At 69.3% G+C, this 20,250-nt stretch carries 17 protein-coding genes, 1 tRNA gene and 1 pseudogene; 8 read left to right on the plus strand and 11 right to left on the minus strand.

Annotated features, from left to right (window positions below):
- Nucleotides 1-183 precede the first annotated feature (183 nt).
- The gene (locus E3T28_RS05200) at nt 184-1,674 is read left to right on the plus strand and encodes a helix-turn-helix transcriptional regulator (protein WP_134428599.1); all 1,491 of its coding nucleotides are present in this window, start codon (nt 184-186) and stop codon (nt 1,672-1,674) included.
- Nucleotides 1,675-1,758: 84 nt separating this feature from the next.
- Complete coding sequence (locus E3T28_RS05205) at nt 1,759-3,189, plus strand: NAD(P)/FAD-dependent oxidoreductase (protein ID WP_134428601.1); 1,431 nt, start codon at nt 1,759-1,761, stop codon at nt 3,187-3,189.
- Nucleotides 3,190-3,431: 242 nt separating this feature from the next.
- Here E3T28_RS05205 and E3T28_RS05210 read toward each other — a convergent pair.
- From E3T28_RS05210 to E3T28_RS05220, 3 genes and pseudogenes are all read right to left on the minus strand, one after another.
- Nucleotides 3,432-4,324, minus strand: a pseudogene (locus E3T28_RS05210) (transglutaminase family protein).
- Nucleotides 4,321-5,250, minus strand: a complete 930-nt coding sequence (locus E3T28_RS05215; protein WP_134428603.1) for an alpha-E domain-containing protein — start codon at nt 5,248-5,250, stop codon at nt 4,321-4,323. Before E3T28_RS05215 ends, E3T28_RS05210 begins: the two are co-directional and overlap by 4 nt.
- A complete protein-coding gene (locus tag E3T28_RS05220; RefSeq protein WP_134428605.1) occupies nt 5,244-6,926 on the minus strand; it encodes a circularly permuted type 2 ATP-grasp protein in 1,683 nt (560 codons plus the stop codon). Before E3T28_RS05220 ends, E3T28_RS05215 begins: the two co-directional genes overlap by 7 nt.
- 181 nt (nt 6,927-7,107) lie before the next feature.
- Here E3T28_RS05220 and E3T28_RS05225 point away from each other — a divergent pair, with 181 nt between their 5' ends.
- On the plus strand, nt 7,108-8,022 hold the full coding sequence (locus tag E3T28_RS05225) for an ATP-binding cassette domain-containing protein (protein WP_134428607.1): 915 nt from the start codon (nt 7,108-7,110) through the stop codon (nt 8,020-8,022).
- Here the strand turns inward: E3T28_RS05225 and E3T28_RS05230 are convergent.
- The 8 genes from E3T28_RS05230 to E3T28_RS05265 form a co-directional block, all read right to left on the minus strand.
- Entirely contained in the window at nt 8,019-8,684 is a 666-nt protein-coding gene (locus tag E3T28_RS05230; protein ID WP_134428609.1) for a GntR family transcriptional regulator, read from the minus strand. The genes E3T28_RS05225 and E3T28_RS05230 overlap by 4 nt on opposite strands.
- Before the next feature lie 69 nt (nt 8,685-8,753).
- Nucleotides 8,754-9,920: an acyl-CoA dehydrogenase family protein gene (locus E3T28_RS05235; protein WP_134428638.1), complete on the minus strand. Its 1,167-nt coding sequence runs from the start codon at nt 9,918-9,920 to the stop codon at nt 8,754-8,756.
- A 26-nt stretch (nt 9,921-9,946) separates the two neighbouring features.
- The gene (locus E3T28_RS05240) at nt 9,947-11,167 is read right to left on the minus strand and encodes a CaiB/BaiF CoA transferase family protein (protein ID WP_241979178.1); all 1,221 of its coding nucleotides are present in this window, start codon (nt 11,165-11,167) and stop codon (nt 9,947-9,949) included.
- A gap of 291 nt (nt 11,168-11,458) precedes the next feature.
- Nucleotides 11,459-12,148, minus strand: coding sequence for a 50S ribosomal protein L1 (rplA, locus tag E3T28_RS05245; protein WP_134428611.1), 690 nt, complete (start codon nt 12,146-12,148; stop codon nt 11,459-11,461).
- A 93-nt stretch (nt 12,149-12,241) separates the two neighbouring features.
- Entirely contained in the window at nt 12,242-12,673 is a 432-nt protein-coding gene (rplK, locus tag E3T28_RS05250) for a 50S ribosomal protein L11 (RefSeq protein WP_134424703.1), read from the minus strand.
- A gap of 105 nt (nt 12,674-12,778) precedes the next feature.
- The gene (gene nusG, locus E3T28_RS05255) at nt 12,779-13,762 is read right to left on the minus strand and encodes a transcription termination/antitermination protein NusG (RefSeq protein WP_134428612.1); all 984 of its coding nucleotides are present in this window, start codon (nt 13,760-13,762) and stop codon (nt 12,779-12,781) included.
- A gap of 134 nt (nt 13,763-13,896) precedes the next feature.
- Nucleotides 13,897-14,172, minus strand: a complete 276-nt coding sequence (secE, locus tag E3T28_RS05260) for a preprotein translocase subunit SecE (RefSeq protein WP_134428614.1) — start codon at nt 14,170-14,172, stop codon at nt 13,897-13,899.
- 42 nt (nt 14,173-14,214) lie between these two features.
- Nucleotides 14,215-14,287: transfer RNA gene (locus E3T28_RS05265), tRNA-Trp, on the minus strand.
- A 171-nt stretch (nt 14,288-14,458) separates the two neighbouring features.
- On the opposite strand from E3T28_RS05265, the gene E3T28_RS05270 reads away from it, so the two are divergent.
- The 5 genes from E3T28_RS05270 (at nt 14,459) to E3T28_RS05290 (ending at nt 20,002) form a co-directional block, all read left to right on the plus strand.
- A complete protein-coding gene (locus E3T28_RS05270; RefSeq protein WP_166786928.1) occupies nt 14,459-15,661 on the plus strand; it encodes a pyridoxal phosphate-dependent aminotransferase in 1,203 nt (400 codons plus the stop codon).
- 338 nt (nt 15,662-15,999) lie between these two features.
- On the plus strand, nt 16,000-16,920 hold the full coding sequence (locus tag E3T28_RS05275) for an ABC transporter ATP-binding protein (RefSeq protein WP_134428618.1): 921 nt from the start codon (nt 16,000-16,002) through the stop codon (nt 16,918-16,920).
- Nucleotides 16,917-17,831 (plus strand): ABC transporter permease, encoded by a 915-nt coding sequence (locus E3T28_RS05280; RefSeq protein WP_134428620.1) that lies wholly within the window; start codon nt 16,917-16,919, stop codon nt 17,829-17,831. Before E3T28_RS05275 ends, E3T28_RS05280 begins: the two co-directional genes overlap by 4 nt.
- A gap of 45 nt (nt 17,832-17,876) precedes the next feature.
- The gene (locus tag E3T28_RS05285) at nt 17,877-19,289 is read left to right on the plus strand and encodes a PspC domain-containing protein (protein WP_134428622.1); all 1,413 of its coding nucleotides are present in this window, start codon (nt 17,877-17,879) and stop codon (nt 19,287-19,289) included.
- Entirely contained in the window at nt 19,286-20,002 is a 717-nt protein-coding gene (locus E3T28_RS05290; protein WP_134428624.1) for a hypothetical protein, read from the plus strand. The genes E3T28_RS05285 and E3T28_RS05290 overlap by 4 nt, the downstream gene beginning before the upstream one ends.
- Nucleotides 20,003-20,250 lie beyond the last annotated feature (248 nt).

Below are 20,250 nucleotides of genomic sequence, written 5' to 3' on the forward strand. Positions count from 1 at the left end.
CTGAGCTCCTTCGGAAGTTGAGTGGGGAGTGCTGCTGGACCGGCGCCGCCTGGAGCGGCGCCATCGCCTGCCTGATTCCCACTCTGGGCCCGGGACCCCCGCCACACCGCGGCCTAGGTAACAGAAGAACGGCAGTTCTTCTACCCACGAGAAGTTCTTCCCGGAGTGTGTGAGCATGGGGGCATGGTCACCGTCGATCCCGCCCTCCGCTCCTCCCTGTCCGCGGCGCCTCCCGAGGAGGCAGGGCTCGATGCGCTCACCCTGGGGCGGCGCATCCGTGAATTGCGCACAAACCGGCGGATGACCCTCGACACCCTCGCGGCCGCCATCGACCGGGCACCCTCGCAGGTGTCGATGATCGAGAATGGTAAACGGGAGCCACGGCTGTCGATGCTGCGCACCATCGCGACCGCGCTCGGCACCACGGTCGACGACCTGCTGAAAACGGATGCCCCGTCCGCGCGGGCGGGGCTGGAGATCGCCGTCGAACGGGCACAGCGGGGTCCCGTCTTCACCGCCCTCGGACTGCCGCATATCCGCGTTGGCCGGGGGACGAGCGACGAAACCCTGCAGACGCTGCTCAGCCTGCACAGCGAGATCCTGCGCCTGCACCGGGAGCGCGCGGCAACCCCGGAGGAGGCCCGGCGGGCGAACGTGGAGCTCCGGGCCACCATGCGAGCCCGGGACAACCACTTCCCCGAACTCGAAGCGGAGGCGCAGCGGCTGCTCGCCGCGGTCGGCCACACCGGCGGGCCGGTCTCGCACCAGGTGGTCGCCGACATGGCCACCCACCTCGGCTACTCGCTGCACTACGTGGGCGACCTACCGAACTCGACCCGCTCGGTGACCGACAAGCGAAACCGGCGAATCTACCTGCCCACCGAGCAGTCGGCGTCCCGCGACTCCCGCTCCCCCATCCTGCAGGCGTTCGCCACCCTGCTCTGCGAGCACGAGGAGCCCGGAAACTATGCGGAATTTCTGTCCCAGCGGGTCGAGACCAACTATCTGACGGCGGCCATCCTGCTGCCCGAGAAAGACACCGTGAAGCTGCTCACCGAGGCGAAGAATCTGCGCCGCATCTCGATGGAGGACCTGCGGGACGCGTTCGCGGTGTCCTATGAGACGGCCGCGCACCGGTTCACCAACCTCGCCACCGCGCGGCTGGACATCCCGGTTCACTTCATGAAGGTGCACGAGTCCGGCACCATCATCAAGGCGTACGAGAACGATGCGGTGCGCTTCCCGAGCGACGCCCTCGGCGCGATCGAGGGCACGACGGTGTGCCGCAGCTGGACCGCGCGCACCGTCTTCCATGTCGCCGACCGGTTCAGCCCCTGGTACCAGTACACCGACACCCCCAGCGGAACCTTCTGGTGCACCTCGCGGATCGAGAAGGCCAAGGAGGGCGACTACTCGGTCAGCGTCGGGGTGCCGTTCTCGCATGTGAAGTGGTTCCGCGGCCGTGAGACCACCCACCGCGCCGTGTCCCGGTGCCCCGACGAATCGTGCTGCCGGCGCGCGCCGGACGAGCTCTCGGAGCGGTGGTCCGGGCAGTCCTGGCCGGCCGCACGCACGCCCACCAGCCTGCTCGCCGCCCTGCCCACGGGCACCTTCCCCGGCGTCGACCAGACCGAGGTGTTCCAGTTCCTGGAGTCGCACGCGCCGGCGAGCTGAGGGTGCGCCGCCAGGATGAGCGGAGGCAGGCGGCGGCTGGCATGATGAACGGGTAGCAGCGCCGCCGCGAACAAAGGACGATCCGTGGGCACGACCATTTTCGAGCGGGCCCGACCCGCCGCATCCGTCATCGCGGGCGCTCTCGCCGACACGCGTTCCGCGCCGTTCTGGCTGGACGACGTGTCGCCGCAGACCGTCTACCCGCGCCTCACGGCCGACCTCGACTGTGATCTCGCCATCGTCGGCGGCGGCTACCTCGGCCTCTGGACCGCCGTGCTCGCCATGCAGCAGAACCCGGGTGCCCGCGTGGTGCTGCTCGAGGCGCGCACCATCGGCTGGGCCGCGTCGGGCCGTAACGGCGGCTTCTGCGAGGCCAGCCTGACCCACGGCGAGGAGAACGGCCGACGCCGCTGGCCGAAGGAGATCGATCGGCTCACCGAGCTGGGCCTCGAGAACCTCGACGAGATCGAGCGGGCCGTCGCCGAGCTCGGCCTGGACTGCGACTTCGAGCGCACCGGCGCCATCGACCTGGCCATCGAGGAGCACCAGGTCGACTGGCTGCGCGAGGAACCGACCGGCACCGACAGCGTGTTCCTGGATGCCGCGGACCTGCGCGCCGAGGTCGGCTCACCGACCTACCTGGCCGGCATCTGGCACCAGCGCAGCAACGCGCTCGTGCACCCAGGCAAGCTCGCCACCGAACTCGCCCGGGTGGCCACCGAAATCGGCGTCGAGATCTTCGAGCACACCCCGGTGAGGAACCTGGACACGCACGGGCTCTCACCGGCGCAGGGCACCCGGCTCCGCACCGAGTCTGGGGTGGTGCGCGCGCAGAAGACGGCGCTGGCGACCAACGTGTTCCCCTCGCTGCTGGCCCGCAACCGGCTATCCACGGTGCCGGTCTACGACTATGTGCTGATGACCGAGCCGCTGTCGCCCGATCAGCTCGCCGCCATCGGCTGGAAGAACCGGCAGGGCCTGAGCGACCTGGCCAACCAGTTCCATTACTACCGACTGAGTGCCGACAACCGCATCCTGTTCGGCGGCTACGACGCGATCTACCACTATGGCTCCCGGGTGCGGAGTGGCTACGAGAACCGGCCGGAGAGCTTCCAGCGGTTGGCCAGCCACTTCTTCACCACGTTCCCGCAGTTGGCAGGGCTGCGATTCAGCCACCAGTGGGCCGGCGCCATCGACACGTCGACGCAGTTCTGCGCGTTCTTCGGCACGGCCCGCGGCAGGCGGATCAGCTACGCGGCCGGGTTCACCGGCCTCGGCGTGGCCGCGACCCACTTCGGGGCGCAGGTCATGCTCGACCAGTTGGCGGGGCGCACGACCGAGCGCACCCAGCTGGAGATGGTGCGCGGGCGGCCGCTCCCCTTCCCGCCGGAGCCCCTCGCGTCGATGGGCATCCAGACCACGCGCTGGTCACTCGACCGCGCCGACCACAACCGTGGTCGCCGCAACGTCATCCTGAAGACGCTCGACGCGCTGGGCCTCGGCTTCGACTCCTAGTCCCCGCACGGCCCGCCGGGGTTCCGGGCCGCGGCCCGAACGAATTCGACGGAGATTCTGCCCAACACGAGCCTGAACCGGCCGGGAAAGCGCTCTCTTCCCAAAATCTCCGTCGAATTCGTTGGGCAGGGGCAGGGGCAGGGGCAGGGGCAGGGGCAGGCGCGCCGCCGCATCCGTCGGTCCGAGGCAACGGATGCCGCGGCAGCCGGCACCCGGACGGGTGACGGATGCCGCGGCGCGGCTCAGGCTTCCCGGGTGATCTCCACCGTGACGAAGAGCTCGGAGCCGCTGGTGCCCGCGAACACGCCGCGCAGCGGGGGCACGTCGTTGTAGTCGCGGCCACGGCCGACCGACACGTGGCGGTCGCCGATATCAATCNGTCGCGGCCACGGCCGACCGACACGTGGCGGTCGCCGATATCAATCGAGTTCGTCGGGTCGAAGCCGCGCCAGTCGCCGCAGAACCACTCGACCCAGGCGTGGGACTCGCCCCGGACGGTCTCACCGATCCCGGCGTCGGGCCGCGGGTGCAGGTAGCCGGACACGTAGCGGGCCGGGATACCCACCGACCGCAGCGCGCCGAGGGCGATGTGGGTGATGTCCTGGCAGACGCCGCGTCCGTCCTCCCACGACTCACGGGCGGTGGAGTGCACCCCGGTGACGCCCTGCACGTACTGCATCCGGTCGCCGATGGCCGCGCAGATCTCGAGCGCCGCATCGCACGGGCTGGTGTGGCGGGCCATGATCTCGGCCGCCAGGGCCGCCACGTCCTCGGGCGGCTCGGTGAGGCGGGTCTGCCGCATGTGCTCCACCGTGGCGGTGCTCTGCACGGTGACGCCGGCCAGTTCGGGCCAGCCCATCGGATGGGTTAGGTGGGTGCGCGGCCGTACCTCCACGAGGCTGGTGGCGGTGAGCGTGAGCTCGGTGTGCGGGGTCAACACCTCGAAGCTCGACACCTGGGTGCCCCAGTAGTCGACGTACCCGTGGTTGCTCGACACCGGGGAGATGTCCAGGCTCGAGTACAGCACGAACTGGTCGGCCGAGCTGACCGGCAGCATCCGTGCCTCGTTGTACGACGCGCCGACCTCACCCTTGTAGCGGTAGCCGGTGACGTGGCGGATCCGGAGCCGGTTCACGATGCCTCTCCCGTCCAGGTCGGAACGGCGCTGGTCGGGAAGTAGCGGTCGCCGATCGCCTCCGAGGCCGTGCTGGTCGCCGCCTGCACGACGTCCATCTGATTCGACAGGTCGTTCAGGATGTCCATGATCGGCCGGTATTCCAGCTGGCTGCGGATCTGGCCCAGCACCCGTTGCGCCTGGTCGGTCACACCGACGCGGTCGGTGCGCGGTTCCATCTCGCGCAGGCACTGCTCCGCCCGAGAGATGGAGAAGACCACCGACCGCGGGAACAGCCGGTCCAGCAGCAGGAACTCGGCCGCGTTCCGGTCGGACGGCACGCCGCGGTAGGTGCGCAGGTAGGACTCGTAGGCCCCACAGGAGCGCAGGATAGTGGTCCAGGAGGGGCCGCTGGCCACGGTCAGCGACCGGGTGGCAAGGAGCCGGGCGGTCATGTCCGCTTGCTCCAGGCTGCGGCCAAGATTGAAGAAGTGCCACGCGTCGTCACGGCTGACGCCGGATTCGACGATACCCACGGCGAGCGCGGAGCGTTCCCGAACCCAGCCGAAGAAATCGTGCGTCTTCTCCGTCGCGACCTTCCGCGGCATCCGTGCGCTCGTCGTGTTCAGGCACTCCCACAGCTCGGTGGGCACAATCTCCCGCGCCCGGCGGGCGTTCTCGCGCGCAGCCTTGACCGAATAGGCGATCGAGGCCGGATGCTGCCGGTCCACGGCCAGCGTGGCGAGCACATCCTTTCGGGTCAGCAGCCGGTCGGCGGGGGCGGCGCTGCCCATCAGGTGCAACAGCGACTGGCAGGCGAGGCTCTCCTCGATCCAGGGATCTTCCAGCAGCAGCTGGAGGTGCACGTCGAGGATGCGCGCGGTACCGTCGCTGCGCTCGATGTACCGTCCGATCCAGAACAGGCTTTCTGCGATGCGGCTCAACATTCCCCGGCCTTCCTCTCCCCGGCGGGCGCTGCCGGCGCCTGCTGTAGTTGCTGCTGTTGTTGTTCCGTGTTGTCGCCGAATGGCTGGTCCTGCCGCGAGTGGTCCACCGCATGGATGATGCCGGCGGAGCGGGTGTTGGCGGCCTGGTCGGCCACCAGACCCTGGATGTTGCGCGGTGACGATTCGGAGAAGAAGTCGGGCTCCGTGCCGATCACCCAAGTGTCCTTCGACCCACCGCCCTGGCTGGAGTTGACGACGAGCTCACCCTCGGGCAGTGCCACCCGGGTCAGGCCGCCCGGCAGCACCCAGACGTCGCTGCCGTCGTTCACCGCGAACGGCCGCAGGTCGGCGTGCCGTGGGCGCATGCCCTCGTCGACGAGGGTCGGGATGGTCGACAGTTGCACGACGGGCTGGGCGATCCAACCCCGGGGGTCCTTGAGCAGCTGCCGGCGCAGCGTCTCCAGCTCGGCGGCGGATGCGGCCGGCCCCACAACGAGGCCCTTTCCCCCGGACCCGTCGACGGGTTTCACCACGAGTTCGTCGAGCCGGTCGAGCACCTCTTCGAGCGCGAGCGGGTCTTCCAGCCGCCAGGTGTCGACGTTGGGGATGATCGCGTCCTCGCCGAGGTAGTACCGGATCAGGTCGGGCAGGTAGGTGTAGACGAGCTTGTCGTCGGCGACCCCGTTGCCGACCGCATTGGCGATCGTCACGTTCCCCAGGCGCGCAGCCATCAGGATGCCGGGCGAGCCGAGCTGCGAGTCGGCCCGGAACTGCAGCGGGTCGAGGAACTCGTCGTCGACCCGGCGATAGATCACGTCGACGCGGGTCGGGCCGGCGGTCGTGCGCATCCAGACCCGTCCGCCGGAGCAGAACAGGTCCCGCCCCTCGACGAGCTCGACGCCCATCAGCCGGGCGAGCAGGGTGTGCTCGAAGTAGGCGGAGTTGAACACCCCCGGCGTGAGCACCACGACGTTCGGGTCGTCGACGCTGGCCGGGGCGGAGGCGCGCAGGGCCTGCAGCAGCTTGTTCGGGTAGTCGCCGACCGGGCGCACCCGCATCGACACGAACAGTTCCGGCAGCGTCTGCGCCATCACGCGCCGGTTGGAGATCACGTAACTGACCCCGCTGGGAACGCGCACGTTGTCCTCGAGCACCCGCCACGCTCCCACCTCGTCGCGGATCAGGTCGATCCCGGAGACCTGGATGCGCACATTGTTCGCCGAGACGATGCCGGCCGCCTGACGGTGGAAGTGGTTCGACGAGCTGATCAGCCCCGCGGGGATCACCCCGTCGTGCACGGCCGCCTGCGGCCCGTAGATATCGGAGAGGAAGGCCTCGAGAGCGCGCACCCGCTGCTTGATCCCGGACTCGACCGTGATCCATTCCTCCTGCTCGATCACTCGCGGTACCGCGTCGAGCGGGAAGGGCCGCTCCTCGCCGGCGAAGTCGAACGTGACGCCCTGGGCGAGGTAGGAGCTCGCGAGCGCATCCGTTCGACCTCGCAACTCCTCCTGCGTCATTTTCGCCAGGGCGGCGAAGACGTCCTTGTAGGCGGTCCTCGCCTCCACCGGCGTGAGCGAGGTGAGATCGGGGAACATTTCATCCCAGGCGCTGGGCGCGCCCCGTTCGGCCCGCCGTGCGGCGTTCGCGCCGTAGCCCGTGAAGAGATCAACCATGGTGGGAGCGTAGCGGCCCGGTATTGCCGGAATGTTTCCGCCAAACGTCAGTCAAGTTGTATGCAAAGCTGCCCCCAATTCGGGGTTGAACTCTGTCAAACACAGCCTCTTCGCGGCCAAAATTCGAGCAGATTGCATACAGTGATTCCACTGGACAGCGTTCGGAACGGAAGGGGGAGTTGTGGCGGCCTTCCGTTCCTCCTGGGACCCCCTCGCGGACTCCCCCTCCTCGGTCGCCCCGTCGGCCTCGATTTCGGCCGAGGACGAACCGGTCCCCTCCGACGGATTCCGGGCCACGGCCCTGCTCGACGTGCGCGGTCTGCAGATTGCGGGGAGCACCCGCACGGATGCCCCGGTGCTGGCCACGGGCATCTCCCTCTCGGTCGCGCGGGGCGAGGTCTTCGGCCTGGTCGGTGTCCCCGGTTCCGGGACCCGCGAGATCGCCCTGGCCCTCGCCGCACGGCTGCCCGAACCCGCGGTGATCGCGGCCGGCTCCATCCTGGTCGACGGCATCGAGCTTGTCGGTGCATCCCGGCGCACCCTCAACCGGCTGCGCGACTCGAAGATCTCGCTCCTGTCCCCGGCCGCGCCGACGGGGCTGTCCCCGGCCCGCGGCATCGGCCGCCAGCTCGCGCGAACCCTGCGCCGGAACCGGGGCCTGTCCCGAACGGATGCCGCCCGGCATGCCCTGGAACTCCTCGAGCTGGTCGGACTGCCCGATCCCCGGGCGACGTCGCTGCAGGTCTTGGCGCAGCTCACCCCGCTCGCGCTGCTCCAGGCGAAGGTCGCGGCCGCACTCTCCGGCCACCCGGACATCCTGATCCTGGACGAGCCGCCGCGTACCCTCGATGCGGCCGGTGAGTCGTCCGCGCTGGAGCTCTGCGGCGGGTTCCGCCGCGAGTTCGGACTGTCGATCATCGTGGTCCACGGGGATCTCGGCGTGGCGACGGCCACCTGCGACCGGGTGACGGTGATGGAAGCCGGACGGGTCGTCGAGCAGGGCTCGGCGGCCGAGATCGTCGCCGCCCCGCAGCATCCGCACACCCGCAGCCTGCTCGACACCGCGCACCGCCCGCGACTGGCCGGTCCCGGCTAGCCCGGGGCCGTACCCGGTCCGGACGGACCTGACCGCACCGCGTTGCGCGCCGCGAGGATGTGCGAGCGCATGGCCACCTCGGCCCAGAGGGTGTCGCCCGACCGGAGCGCCGTGAGAATGTCCCGGTGCTGGTGGTTGCTGCCGGCCCGGAAGGCGGCGGCGTCGCGGCGGAAGAGCGTGGCCATCATCGGTGCGCGGCCGACGGAGGCGGCCAGGACCATCAGCTGGGTGACACCCGACGCGGCCACGACGATGCGGTGGAATTCGGCGTTCAGTACGCCCAGCCGGTCGATGCCCTCGGCGTCGGCCCGGCACACGAACTCCTCCATGGCCTCAATCAGGAGGGCCAGCCGGTCCAGGTCGGCCGGCTCGATCCGGGCCGCCGCGAGCCCCGCCGCGCGGCTCTCCAGGGCGGCGCGAAGGTAATACGTCTCGCGGATCTGCTCTGGCGTCCAATCCACGACCGTTGCACCTCGGTTCGGCACGAACTCCACCAGACCGGCCTCGTCGAGCCGGCGCAGCGCCTCGCGCACGGGCGTGCGGCTGACGCCGAGTTCCTGGGCGAGCGCCGTCTCCCGCAGCGTGGCCCGAGCGGGCAGCGCTCCCGAGAGGATGCGCGCGCGCAGGTTCGCGAACACGGTCTGACCACCCGTCTCCCCCACAGTGTCCCTCCCCCGCCGATCGGCCTGATCGGCCCGTCGATCTGCTTGTCACTATGTCACATTGCGGCCTCAGGAGAACGCGTTCAGGCCGGTCAGGGCCCGTCCGAGCACGAGCTGGTGGATTTCGTCGGTGCCCTCATAGGTGCGCACCGATTCCAAGTTCGCCAGATGCCGCATCACCGGGAATTCGCTCGTGATACCGTCACCGCCGAGGATGACCCGGGCCTCGCGGGCGATCTGGATGGCCTCGCGCACGCTGTTGAGCTTGCCGATGCTGATCTGGGCCGGGGTCAGCGTGCCGCGCTCCTTGAGCCGGCCGAGGTGCAGGGCCAGGAGCACCCCCTTCTCGTATTCCACGAGCATGTCGGCGAGCTTGGCCTGGATCAGCTGGGTGGCCCCGATCGGCTTGCCGAACACCTCGCGGGTCTTCGCGCGCAGGATGGCGGCGTCGAGGCAGCTGCGGGCCGCCCCCATCGCCCCGAAGACGATGCCGAAGCGCGCCTCGTTGAGGCAGCCGAACGGCCCGGCCAGTCCCGCGGCGCCGGGCAGGATCGCATCGGCCGGCACCCGTACGGCATCGAAACGCACGTCGCACTGGATCGACGCGCGCATCGAGAGCTTGCCGCCGATGGGGGTGGCCGTGAAACCTACGGAGTCGGTCGGCACCAGGAAGCCGCGCACCCCGGCATCCGTCTGCGCCCAGACGATCGCGACGTCGGCGATGCTGGCCAGGCCGATCCAGCGCTTGGCACCCTCGATCACCCAGCCGTCGGCATCCCGGGTGGCGGTGGTCGTCATGGCGGCCGGGTCGCTGCCGCCGGTCGGTTCGGTCAGGGCGAAACAGCCCACGAGCCGTCCGGCCGCCATGCCCGGCAGCCAGCGCTGCTTCTGCTCCTCGGAGCCGTACTTGTGGATGGCCGACATCGCCAGCGAGCCCTGCACCGAGACGAAGGTGCGCCAGCCGCTGTCGGCGGCCTCCAGTTCGAGGCAGACCAGCCCGTAGCTCACCGCTCCGGCGCCCGCGCAGCCGTAACCCGTGAGGTGCATGCCGAGGAACCCGGCCGCCCCGAGTTCGGGGATCAGCTCGGCCCGGAAGTGCTTCTCCTCGAAGTCGTCCTCGATGGTGGGCAGGATACGGTTGGTCGCGAAGGCGCGCGCCGCCCGCGCCCAGACGGTTTCCTCCGGCTCCAGCAGGGCGTCGAGGTCGAACACGGCGTCGACGAGCGGGCTGTGCACGAGCGGGGTGGGTCGGGCGGCGGCGGTCACGGGAGTCCTTCGGGGGTCGGCGGAACACGATCGAGGGCGGGTGCTTCGGCTGGGGGTGCTTGGGCTGGGGCAGCGGCGAGAGGTGCCGAGTCTGGGGCGGCGCCTGGGGCACCGGCCGGGGGTGCTGCGTCTGGGGCTGCGGCCAGCCAGTCGGCGCCGGCGTGCTCGCCCAGCCGCGGCGGGCACAGGCGGTAGGCGGCCGGCCGGCCGGCGAGGTGGATGGGGTTGGCAACCTGCCGGCTGGTGCGGCCGGCACCATCGAGTTCGACCACCGGGTCGAGCCCCAGCGCGGCAGCGAAGGCGAACGCCTCGTCGAGGGAGTTGACCTGGCCGGCCGGCACGCCGGCATCCGTCAAAATGTGGACCCAGTGCGCCGCGGGCTCGAACCGGAGCAGGTCTTCGAGCGCCGTCTTGAGAGGATCCCGGTGCCGCACCCGGTCTGCATTGCCGCGGAATCGGTCGTCGTCGGCGAGGCCGGGCGCCCCGATCAGGCGCACCAGGGTGCGGAACTGGCGGTCGTTGCCGACCGCGATCACCAGGGGCCGGTCGGCGGCGTCGAAGAGTTCGTAGGGCGCGATGCTCGGGTGCGCGTTGCCCATCCGGGTCGGCGACTTTCCGGTGGCGAGGGTGCCCGCGGCCTGGTTGGTCAGTGCCGAGAGCAGGGTGGTGAGCAGGTCCACCTCCACCCGGTGGCCGGTCGCTGCGTTCGGGCCGGCATCGGCTGTGTCACGGGCACGCAGGGCGAGCAGGATGCCGCTGAGCGCGTTGAGCCCGGAGAGCACGTCCACGAGGGCGACCCCCACCTTGCTCGGCTCCTCGTCCGGGCGGCCGGTGACGCTCATCAGCCCGCCGACCGCCTGCACGAGCAGGTCGTAGCCGGGCAGTCGGGCGCCGGCGCCGCTGCCGAAGCCCGTGATCGAGCAGTAGACGATGCGCGGGTTCACGGCCCGCAGCTGGTCGAAGCCCAGACCGAAGCGCTGCATCACGCCGGGCCGGAAGTTCTCCATCACCACGTCGGCGGTCTCGGCGAGTCGCCGGGCCACGGCCAGTCCCGCGTCGGTGCCGAGGTCGCAGACGACGCTGCGCTTGTTGCGGTTCACCGACCCGAAGTAGGTGGAGTCGCCCTGCGCGTCGACCGGAGGGAGCCACTGCCGGGTGTCGTCACCGGCCGGGCTCTCGATCTTGATCACGTCGGCGCCGAAGTCGGCCAGCATCATGGTGGCGTAGGGCCCGGCCAGCACCCGCGAGAAGTCGGCGACGCGCAGGCCCGACAGCGGCTGCCCGGTTGCGTCCTGCGGCACGACCCACCTCTGTCCCCATCGACTCGGACCACGGGGCCTCGCCCGTGGCCGCCCTGAAATCGAGTCTACCGGGCGGGGTTCCCGTTCCGGTCGAGAGTGCCCGTTCCGCGGGTCACTCTCCACCGGAGCGGGAACCCTCGATCAACGACGGAAGGGCCCGTCTCTCGACGGGCCCTTCCTGGTGCAGCGGGGCTGCGGTGTAACTGACTAGATGCTGTTCACATCGAGCGGGATGCCGGGGCCGAACGTGGTCGAAACGGCTCCCTTCATGATGTAGCGGCCCTTGGAGGAACTGGGCTTGAGGCGGACGATCTCTTCGAGAGCGGCGCTGATGTTCTCGTTCAGCTGCTCGGCGGAGAAGGACACCTTGCCGACGACGAACTGAACGTTGGCGTGCTTGTCGACGCGGAACGCGATCTTTCCGCCCTTGATGTCGGACACGGCGCGCGCGACGTCAGGCGTCACGGTTCCGGTCTTCGGGTTCGGCATGAGGCCGCGCGGGCCGAGGACCTTACCGAGACGACCGACCTTGCCCATGAGCTCCGGGGTCGAGACGGCGGAGTCGAAGGAGGTGTAGCCGGCGGCCACCTTCTCGATGAGCTCGTCGCCACCGACCTCGTCGGCGCCGGCAGCGATTGCCGCTTCGGCCGCGGGGCCGGTTGCGAAGACGATGACGCGGGCGGTGCGCCCGGTGCCATGAGGAAGAATAACGGTACCGCGAACCATCTGGTCCGCCTTGCGGGGGTCGACGCCGAGCTTGAGGGCAACCTCAACGGTCGAGTTGAAGTTCGCGGAACCGGTCTCCCGGGCCAGGGTGACGGCCTCGGTCGGGGTGTAAACCTTGTCTGCGTCGATCTTCTCGGCCGCGGCCCGGTAGGCCTTTGACTTCTGTGCCATGTTGAATCTCCTGTAAAACGAAATTGAGAGTGTGGTGCGAGCCTGGCGGGCTCTTCCACGTACTGCTGGTGGCGGGATGCCTGGAGGAGGAGGTTAGGCCTCGACCGTGATGCCCATGGAACGGGCGGTGCCGGCGATGATCTTCGACGCTGCGTCGAGGTCGTTGGCGTTGAGGTCGACCATCTTGGCCTCGGCGATCTCGCGGACCTGGGCCTTGGTGAGCTTCGCAACCTTGACGGTGTGCGGGGTGCCACTGCCCTTGGCGACGCCGGCCGCCTTCTTGATGAGCTCCGCCGCCGGCGGGGTCTTCAGGATGAAAGTGAATGAACGGTCGTCATAGACGGTGATTTCCACCGGGATGACGTTGCCGCGCTGGGATTCCGTCTGAGCGTTGTACGCCTTGCAGAATTCCATGATGTTGACGCCGTGCTGACCCAGCGCCGGCCCGATGGGCGGTGCGGGGTTGGCGGCGCCGGCCTTGATCTGAAGCTTGATCAGACCGGTTACCTTCTTCTTCGGTGCCATTGTTCTTCCTTACTTTGTAATGACGAGCAGCCGAGGGCCGCTCTCCCGGTGGCCCGGACGGGCCCCGGTGAACTTAAAACTGTGGGGAGTGTGGTGCGGAGCGGATCAGAGCTTGGTGACCTGATCGAAGCTGAGCTCGACCGGGGTCTCGCGCTCGAAGAGGGAAACCAGCACGATGAGCTTGCCGCTCTCCGCCTTGATCTCGCTGATCGAGCCGGGAAGGCCCGCGAACGAACCTTCCTTGATCGTGATCGTCTCGCCGATCTCGTAGTCGATCTCGGCCGGGAGGGCGCGGGTCGGAACCTTGCCGCCGTGTCCGCCGGTCTTGGCCGTGGGGACATCCTGAATCTCGACGAGGCTCTTCAACATGCCGAAGGCCTCCTCGAAACGGAGCGGCGTGGGGTTGTGCGCGTTGCCGACGAAGCCGGTGACGCCGGGCGTGTGACGCACCACGGACCAGCTGTCCTCGTTGAGATCCATGCGAACCAGGACGTAGCCGGGGATGCGCACGCGGGTGACCATCTTGCGCTGGCCGTTCTTGATCTCGACGACGTCTTCCATCGGAACCTCGACCTGGTAGATGAAATCTTCCATGGCCATCGACTGCTTACGGTTCTCGATGTTCGACTTCACGCGGCGTTCGAAGCCGGCGTAGGAGTGGATGACGAACCATTTGCCGGGCTGGAAGCGCAGTTCCTTGCGGAATTCCTCGTAGGGGTCTTCGGGGGTCTCGTCCTCGGCGGGGTCAGCGTCGGCAGCGGCATCCGTTGCCTCTTCGGCGACGACTTCCTCTTCGTCTTCAACAGCTTCGACGGCGGCCTCGGCCTCGTCGGCGGAGTCGATGTCGAGGGCGTCGTCGACGAGAGCGTCGGCGTCCGGGTCAGCGGACTCCGCCAGCGCGTCGAGCGCGGCGTCCAAGTTGACTTCGACGCCCACGCTCGGGTCGAACACGTGCACGGCGACCTGCTCGGCGGCCTCTACGGAGTCTTCTTCGGCGGAGAGGGTGTTGCCCTCCTGCGCCTCGTCCTCGGTGGAGGACTGCTCGGCGGCGGTGGCCCAGTCGACGTCGTCGCGATTCGTGTCAGTCACTAAATTTCAATCCTTTTCTATTGCATGGGCACGAAACCGTGACCCAAACAGCGTTTGCCTTGAATTTTGCAGTGACTCTTCTTCACTGGTGCGTGGCTGCGACCGCTGGGAGCGGACGCGGCACCGGAAGCTGCCTATCCGCCCGGCGTTCCGAACACGTACGTGACGGCGAGCGCGAACACCCAGTCGAAGGCGGAAACGATCGCCATCATGATGACGACGAATACCAGCACGACACCCGTGTAGCTCAGGAGTTCCTTGCGGGTGGGAGTGACAACCTTGCGGAGTTCCGCCATGACCTGCTTGATGAACAGGGACATCCGAGCGAAAGGACCGCGCTTGGAATCGCGCGCTAGTTTCGCGTTCGCGACGATTTCCTCGCTGGGTTCGTCGACAACTTTTCGGGCCACCTGATTACACCTTTCGTGTGCCGACGGAATGCCACCGACTTGCAGGGCGGACAGGACTCGAACCTGCAACCTGCGGTTTTGGAGACCGCTGCTCTACCAATTGAGCCACCACCCTATGGAACGAAATCTAGACTACCTCGTTGCACTCAGTCCCCGAAATGAACCAAAAAGCGGGCGCAAAAAAGCATGGCAGAATTCAATTACCTCAAGGAGTCTAGGTCACGCGGCGGCGACTGTAAAGCCGAGACAGCTCCACCCGGGCGAGGCATCCCCGTATGCTCGAAGCGTGGCCAACGAATCGAAGCGCATCTCTACCCGAATCGACTCCATTGCGGAGTCCGCGACCCTCAAGGTGGACGGCAAGGCGAAGGCCCTGCAGGCCGCCGGCCGGCCGGTCATCAGTTTCGCCGCGGGCGAGCCCGATTTCCCCACCCCGGAGCACATCGTCGAGGCGGCCCTGTTGGCCGTCCGCGACCCGAAGAACCACCGATACACCCCCGCGGCCGGACTGCCCGACCTGCGGGACGCCATCGCGGCCAAGACGCTCCGCGACAGCGGCCTGGCGATCTCACCCAGCCAGGTGGTCGTCACCAACGGTGGCAAGCAGGCCGTCTACCAGGCCTTCGCCACGCTGCTCGACCCGGGCGACGAGGTTCTCGTGCCCACGCCCTACTGGACCACTTACCCGGAGTCGATCCGGCTGGCCGGCGGCGTGCAGGTCGACGTCTTCGCCGGCAGCGACCAGAACTACCTCGTCACCGTGGAGCAGCTCGAGGCGGCACGCACGCCGCGCACCAAGGTGCTGCTGTTCGTGTCGCCGTCCAACCCCACCGGGGCCGTCTACTCCCCCGAGCAGACGAAGGCCATCGGCGAGTGGGCCGAGGAGCACGGCCTCTGGATCATCAGCGATGAGATCTACCAGAACCTCACCTATGACGGAGTGCGCGCCACCTCGATCGTGGAGGCCGTCCCCGCGCTGGCCGACCGCACCATCCTGGTCAACGGCGTCGCCAAGACCTACGCGATGACCGGCTGGCGGCTCGGCTGGATGGTCGGCCCGCAGGACGCGATGAAGGCCGCAGCCAACCTGCAGTCGCACCTGTCGTCGAACGTGTCGAACATCTCCCAGCGCGCCGGGATCGCCGCCCTCACTGGGCCTCAGGATGCCGCAATCGCCATGCGGGACGCCTTCGACCGCCGCCGCCAGATCATCGTCGCCGAGCTGAACAAGATCCCCGGCATCGTCGCGCCGACGCCGCAGGGCGCGTTCTACGTCTACCCCGACGTCACCGGCCTGCTCGGACGCACCTGGGGCGGCGTCACCCCGACCACGTCCCTGGAGCTGGCCGACCTCATCCTGGACCAGGCCGAGGTCGCCGTCGTGCCCGGCGAGGCATTCGGCCCCAGCGGCTACCTGCGTTTCTCCTACGCGCTCGGCGACGCCGCACTGCTCGAGGGAGTGCAGCGCCTCCAGCGACTCTTCGCGTAGCCCGGCGGCGCTTTTCCGCGCCTTGCCGCGCCGGCACGGCCTGCCGTTCACCAGCCCGGCCCGTACGTGGTGCGCCCTGTCGACGGTCCTGACCCTGCGCCAACCGGTGGCAGCCGGTGACTACTTGATTCGTTGGCGGATGCCGCGCGTCACCATGCACGAACCCACGCAGGCCGTCGAACCCCTCGCCGGCCGGCGAGGTCACGCTCTGCTTCGCCGCCACCCTGCGCCGTCGAGGCTGGACAGGTCAGGTTCGCGCAGGTGCATCCGCACCCCTCACGGGTGTCGTTTCGTCGTCGACGCTTCCTCCGAGGGGCCGGGCATGGGACTCTTTTCTCATGGAACTTTCTTTCCCGGTCGTGCGCGTGCGCGACCTGCACAAGTCCTACGGAGCCTTCGAGGCGATTCGCGGGATCAGCTTCGATATCGAGGCCGGGGAGACCTTCGCCCTGCTGGGTCCGAACGGGGCCGGGAAAAGCACCGCGATCGAGATCCTCGAGGGCTACCGCGACCGTTCCTCCGGCGAGGTGAGCGTGCTCGGCGTCGACCCGCAGCGCGGCGGCCTGGCCTGGAAGTCGCGCCTCGGCATCGTGCTGCAGTCCACCGGGGAGAGCGGCAACGTCACCGTCACCGAGCAGCTCACCCACTTCGCCGGCCTCTACCCGCGGCCCCGTCGCGTGGCCGAGGTGATCGAGGCCGTGGGCCTGGAATCACAGGCCAAGACCCGCATCAGCAAACTCTCCGGCGGGCAGCGCCGCCGCGTCGACGTGGCGCTGGGCATCATCGGCCGGCCCGAACTCCTGTTTCTGGACGAGCCGACCACGGGCTTCGACCCCGAGGCTCGGCACCAGTTCTGGGGCCTCGTGCGCCGGCTGAAGGCCGAGGGCACCACCATCCTGCTCACCACCCACTACCTCGACGAGGCCGCCCAACTGGGTGACCGGGCCGGCGTGATCAACGACGGGCTCCTGATCGACATCGGCGCCATCGGTGAGATCGGCGGGGCGGATGCGCGGGTGCCGCTCGTGCGCTGGCGGGAACCGTCCGGGGTACTCAGGGAAAAACGCACACCGGAACCGGCGCGACTCGTGGCCGAGCTCGTGGCGGCATCCGGTGCCGAACCCGCCGAGCTCGAGGTGATCCGGCCCAGCCTGGAGGACATCTACCTCGGCCTGGTGCGCGGCAGCCGGGCACTGAACGACGACGCAGACGCGAACACGGCGGATCTCCTCGAGGACGACACGGAGGTGCTCGCATGAGCAACAACGAGACCGGGTCCGGCGGCCGCGGCACCTCGACGACCGCTGCGGCGAGCGCCGAGGGCCGCCGACCGAGCACTCGACCGGGCACCGGGCTGGTCACGGTGCTGCGGGTGGGCTCATCCCGGGTCGGCTACGAGACCCGGATGTACTTCCGCACCACGGACAGCGTGTTCTTCACCTTCCTGTTCCCGTTCATCATGCTGGCCATCTTCACGGCCGCGTTCGGCTCCTCCGGCAATATCGGGACCGCGCCGGACGGCAGCGGCGGCATCAGCGTCGGCGCCTACTACCTGCCCGGGATGCTCGCCGCGGGCATGCTGCTCTCGGGGGTGCAGAACCTCGCGGTCGACATTGCCGGGGAGAAGGGCGACGGCACGCTCAAACGTCTCGGGGGAACCCCGCTCTCGCCGCTGAGCTACTTCATCGGCAAGATTGGGCAGGTGCTGGTCACCGGCGTCTTCCAGGCGGCGCTGCTGATCCTGGTGGCGCGGGTCCTGCTCGGCATCGACCTGCCGACCGACCCCGAGAAATGGCTGACCTTCGCCTGGGTGTTCCTGCTCGGCGTCATCACGAGCGCCTTCCTCGGCATCGCGCTCTCCGCCCTGCCGCGCTCCGGCAAGAGCGCCACCGCCGTGGTCATCCCCATCGTGCTGGTCCTGCAGTTCATCTCCGGCGTCTACCTGCAGTTCTACCTGCTGCCCGACTGGATGCAGAACGCGGCCAGCGTGTTCCCGCTGAAGTGGATGGCACAGGGCATGCGTGGCGTGTTCCTGCCCGACAGCTTCGCGAGCCTCGAGCAGAATGAATCCTGGGACTTCCCGCTGATCGCGCTGAACCTGCTCATCTGGCTGGTCGTGGGGCTGGTGCTCAGCCGGGTCACGTTCCGCTGGATCCGCAAGGACACCTAGACACCCGGCATTGTCGGCTCGGGGCACCGCGAGCACACTGGCAGCATGACGGATGCACCCGAGAGCCAGACGACGCCGTCGGCCGCAGGGCTCGGCTCGGTCGCCGACCCCGGCGGGAGCAACCCCGGCGGGAGCAACCCCGGCGGGAGCAACCCCGGCGGGAGCAACGACTTCTTCGCCGCGATCCGCTCCACGGGCATTGTGCGCGCCAGCGACCGCTGGCTGGCCGGCGTCTGCGCCGGAGTCGCCCTCCGGACGGGACTGAACCCCACGCTGGTGCGGGTCGTGACGATCATGCTGGGCATCCTCGGCGGTCCGGTTCTGTTCGCCTATGCGGTCGGCTGGGCGCTCCTGCCCGACGCGACCGGTCGCATCCATGCCGAGCAGGCCGTTCGCGGCGTCTTCGAGCCCGCCATGATCGGGATCATCGCGCTGGTTGCCATCAGCTTCGCCTCCTACACGCGCAGCCTGTGGTGGCAGACCCCGGCGCCCGGGCTGCCCGACTGGCTGGCGACCACGCTCGCGGTGGGCTGGAGCGTCGGAGTGACGATCGGGCTCATCTGGCTCGTGCTCTTCCTCGCCCGGCGCACCACGGCGCCGGGCACCGGGTACTCGCACAGCGCCGCGGCGCACGGAACCGGAACCGGGTCCGCGGCCGGGGCGATGCAGCACTCCGGAGCAGCGGGCAGTTCCGCGACGGCCTGGACAGCCGGGGCAGCCGGCACCACAGGGGCAGCCGCCACCGTTGGCGGCACCGTCACCGGCGGCGGCCCGGGCGGGCCACCGCCCGGGCGCGGCTCCTGGCGCGACCGCCGCCCCGGGGCCGGCTTCAGCGCGATCGTGCTCGGGTTGGCGCTGCTCTGCGGCGCGGTGGCCGCCGGCGGGTGGTCGGGCGGCAACTGGTCGGATGCCGCGCTGCTGGTCGGCCTGGCCGTCACGCTGGGTGTGCTGGCCCTCGGCATCATCGTGTTGGGCATCCGCGGCAAGCAGGGCGGCGCCCTGGGCGGTTTCGCCTTCCTCGCGGCGGTGGCCCTGGTGCTGCTGGGCGTGTTCCCGAGCGGCACCGCGTTCTTCCCGGTCGGGGCCCCGGTCTGGACGGTCGGTGCCGACGCCGATGCTGCGCCCCCGGGCTACGCCGTGCTCTCCGGCCGGGCGACCATCGATCTCAGCGCCCTCGACGCGGCGGGCGCGGAGGACCGCACGATCGACGTCTGGATGGGGGTGGGCGTCACCGAGCTGATCCTGCCGCGCGACCGGCCGGTGCAGCTGGAGACGAATGCCCTGGCCGGCGGGATCGATTACGTCGGCGGCGCGGCCACCGTGCAGCAGGGCGGCGTCTTCTTCTACGACTCGCGCACCTTCAACGACGACGACACCCCCGCCGTGGCCCGCATCCGGGTCTGGACGGCGCTCGGCCAGGTCACCGTCGTCGGCCCCTCCCGTCTGGAACCCTCATGACCGTGACCCCTGACCCGAACCAGCCGCACGACCAGCCGCCGGACGATCAGAACCCGCCGACCGACGATCAGAACCCGCCGGTCGACGATCAGCCCACGGATGCCGTCACTTCCGTCACCTCCGTCACCGCGGCACCGGACCCCGCACCCGCCGAGTCCGGTGGACCCGGCGAGGACGGTCACGAGGTGGCGGTTGAGACCACCCGCTCGTCCGCGGCGCACATGATCGCCTTTCCGGGTCCCATCCCCGATTACACGATGGAGACATCCGTCGATCGGTCCGCGGCGGCACCGGCCTCCGACCCCGTCGACACGGCACCCACCCGTCGGCATCCGGACGATGCCGGCCTCGACGACGCCGGACTCACGGTTCCCCTCACGGTGAATCCGCCGCATCCGCGCCCACCGGATCCGCCGGATCTGCCACCCGAGCCGCCCTACCTCGCCCCGGCACCGCCGTATCCGGTCGCGCCCGTGGCGGCGGTCCGCGCCGGACCGGCGTACCCCGAGGCATCCGTGCGGCCCCGCCGCCGTCCCCTGTTCGGCACGATCGTCTGGGGTGTCATCCTCCTCACCCTGGCCGGCTACGTGTTGCTTGGAGTGCTGGTGCCGACTCCCGCCGATCCCACCCTCTGGCTGCTCGGCGGCGTGATCGTGGTCGGACTCCTGCTCATCGTGATCGGCATCATCGCCACGCTCCGCCGAGCCGGCTGAGCCCGGCTTCGGGGTTCCACAGTCGCGCGTGCGGGTGAATCGTCGCTCTGGAGACCGCGGAACCGGCCATTCTCCCGCACGCGCGAGAGGAACGGGACCGAGCAGGGGCGGGCGGAGGGCGCCCATGGGCGGGGCTAGGTGTAACTCCCAAGGAGGTTGTGAACGGCGTGGCTTGAGTTAAATGGGCGAGGACCTCCGGTATCGAAGTGGGTAACCACACTCACTCGATTTCCAGGAGGCCCTCGTGT

This window comes from Cryobacterium sinapicolor (assembly GCF_004403465.1).
GTDB lineage: Bacteria > Actinomycetota > Actinomycetes > Actinomycetales > Microbacteriaceae > Cryobacterium > Cryobacterium sinapicolor.

Excerpts from the sequence above, each read along its gene's own strand:
- E3T28_RS05280 (WP_134428620.1), top strand. The coding sequence starts at position 16,917 with ATGAGCAACAACGAGACCGGGTCCGGCGGCCGCGGCACCTCGACGACC.
- E3T28_RS05285 (WP_134428622.1), top strand. The coding sequence starts at position 17,877 with ATGACGGATGCACCCGAGAGCCAGACGACGCCGTCGGCCGCAGGGCTC.
- E3T28_RS05200 (WP_134428599.1), top strand. The coding sequence starts at position 184 with ATGGTCACCGTCGATCCCGCCCTCCGCTCCTCCCTGTCCGCGGCGCCT.
- E3T28_RS05215 (WP_134428603.1), bottom strand. The coding sequence starts at position 5,250 with ATGTTGAGCCGCATCGCAGAAAGCCTGTTCTGGATCGGACGGTACATC.
- E3T28_RS05275 (WP_134428618.1), top strand. The coding sequence starts at position 16,000 with ATGGAACTTTCTTTCCCGGTCGTGCGCGTGCGCGACCTGCACAAGTCC.
- E3T28_RS05290 (WP_134428624.1), top strand. The coding sequence starts at position 19,286 with ATGACCGTGACCCCTGACCCGAACCAGCCGCACGACCAGCCGCCGGAC.
- E3T28_RS05220 (WP_134428605.1), bottom strand. The coding sequence starts at position 6,926 with ATGGTTGATCTCTTCACGGGCTACGGCGCGAACGCCGCACGGCGGGCC.
- E3T28_RS05240 (WP_241979178.1), bottom strand. The coding sequence starts at position 11,167 with ATGATGCTGGCCGACTTCGGCGCCGACGTGATCAAGATCGAGAGCCCG.
- rplA (WP_134428611.1), bottom strand. The coding sequence starts at position 12,148 with ATGGCACAGAAGTCAAAGGCCTACCGGGCCGCGGCCGAGAAGATCGAC.
- rplK (WP_134424703.1), bottom strand. The coding sequence starts at position 12,673 with ATGGCACCGAAGAAGAAGGTAACCGGTCTGATCAAGCTTCAGATCAAG.